General features: G+C 70.1%; 2 protein-coding genes. One reads left to right on the plus strand and one right to left on the minus strand.

Annotated elements, in window-relative coordinates:
* Positions 1 to 128: 128 nt before the first annotated feature.
* Positions 129 to 1169 carry an Ldh family oxidoreductase gene (locus tag ACDELDRAFT_RS21820; protein ID WP_040330519.1) on the plus strand — a complete coding sequence of 347 codons (1041 nt, stop codon included), beginning with the start codon at positions 129 to 131 and terminating at the stop codon, positions 1167 to 1169.
* Between the two features lie 225 nt (positions 1170 to 1394).
* Here the strand turns inward: ACDELDRAFT_RS21820 and bioD are convergent.
* A partial coding sequence (gene bioD, locus ACDELDRAFT_RS21825) for a dethiobiotin synthase (RefSeq protein WP_005800738.1) occupies positions 1395 to 1975 on the minus strand: 581 nt, incomplete at its 5' end.

Raw genomic sequence — 1975 nt, forward strand, 5'->3', positions numbered from 1 at the left:
TTCGCCAATCCAGGGGCCTGTCATCGCCCCAGCCGCGTATGCAGCCGCATATGCAGCCCCATGGGCAGGGCACACACAGGCGCGGCCGCCGCGACAATGGCGGGCTGCGTCCACCCACCGTCCAGACCATGCCCCACGCGCCCGCCACCCAGCACATTGCCTTTGCCGAACTGCAAGCCCTGCTCACCCAGATCTTCCTGCGCCACGGAACCTCGCCCGAAGTGGCGGCGATCCTGGCGGCCAATTGCGCCAGCGCCCAGCGCGATGGCGCCGACAGCCATGGCATCTTCCGCATCCCCGGCTACCTGTCCACGCTGGCCAGCGGCTGGGTCAACGGGCGGGCCGTGCCGCAGGTGGAAGACGTGGCGCCCGGTTATGTGGCGGTCGATGCCGGCAACGGATTCGCCCAGCCAGCCCTCGAGGCTGCGCGTGGCCTGCTGATCGACAAGGCGCGCCGCAACGGCATTGCGTTGCTGGCCATCCGCAACTCGCACCACTTCGCCGCGCTCTGGCCCGACGTGGAGCCCTTCGCCCGCGAAGGACTGGTGGCGCTGGCCTTCGTCAACAGCATGGCCTGCGTGGTGCCCACGGGTGGGCACAAGGCCTTGTTCGGCACCAACCCCATCGCCTTCGCCGCGCCGCGCGCCGGGGGCGATCCGCTGGTGTTTGACCTGGCCACCAGCGCCATCGCCCATGGCGACGTGCAGATCGCCGCGCGCGAGGGCCACCGCCTGCCCGAAGGCTATGGCGTGGACCGCCTGGGCCAGCCCACCTGCGACCCTGCCGCCATCCTGGACGGCGGCGCGCTGCTGCCGTTTGGCGGCTACAAGGGATCGGCCCTGTCGATGATGGTCGAGCTGCTGGCGGCGGCCCTCACGGGCGGCAACTTCTCGTTTGAGTTTGACTGGTCGCAGCACCCCGGCGCCAAGACGCCCTGGACGGGCGAGCTACTGATCGTGATCGACCCATCGAAAGGCGCCGGCAACCAATTCGCGCGGCGCACCGAAACCCTGGTGCAGCACATGCGCGGCGCCGGCCAGAACCGCCAGCCCGGCGACCGCCGCTACCAGCAACGCGCGCAATCCGATCGCGATGGCATTGCGATCACCGGTGAAGAACTGGCCCGGCTGCACGAACTGGCCGCAGCGCCACTGCCGCCAGCGCGGTAGGCGTCGCACGCGACTGTTCGCCGGCTCCGAGAACCTGGTGACGATCTTTTCGGGGACCGCATTGGCGCGCAACCGGGATAAGCGGATGCCTCGGATGCGCCGCATGGGCCCATGCCCATGCCAGCGGCCGAGGCGTTCAATCGCCCGATTTCACTCCCCCCGGCAAGGTACTTGCGCGACCCCAAAAAGATCATCAACAGGTTCGGAGGCCTCAGGGCCCTGGGGCTAGCGCGCCTGCAACAGTGCCAGCGCCCGCTGCAGATGGACCGCAATGGCCGCCGGGCAAGGGTCTGGCAGACGGCGCACATGGCCCAGAAACGGGGCCGACAAGCCCGCCTCCAGCGCATCCAGGTTGTCGGCCACATGGGGCATGGCCGGGTCCACGGTGTTGGCCACCCAGCCGGCCAGCCGCAGGCCGCGCGCACGCACGGCTTCGGCCGTGAGCAGGGCATGGTTGATGCAGCCCAGACGCAGGCCCACCACCAGCACCACCGGCAATCCCAGGTCCACGGCCAGGTCGGCGGTATCCCAGCCTGGCAGCAAGGGCACGCGAAAGCCGCCCACGCCTTCGATGAAAGCGATGTCGGCCCGCACCGCCACGCCGCGCACGGCGGCCAGTACCGCCTCGCGCGAAATGGTGCGCCCCTCCAGGCGCGCGGCGATGTGCGGCGCGCAGGGCGTGCGCAGCTGCAGCGGGCCCACCTCGTCATCGCGCAGGTCCATGTTGCTGGCCGCGCGCAGGCGCAGCACGTCTTCATTGACCCATCGGCCTTCCACGCAATCCTGCCCCGCCGCCAGCGGCTTGA

The sequence above is a fragment of the Acidovorax delafieldii 2AN genome (assembly GCF_000175235.1).
Classification (GTDB): domain Bacteria; phylum Pseudomonadota; class Gammaproteobacteria; order Burkholderiales; family Burkholderiaceae_C; genus Acidovorax; species Acidovorax delafieldii_B.

Bases quoted from the DNA above. Each gene is read 5' to 3' on its own strand.
- ACDELDRAFT_RS21820 (WP_040330519.1), top strand. From the start codon at position 129: ATGCCCCACGCGCCCGCCACCCAGCACATTGCCTTTGCCGAACTGCAA.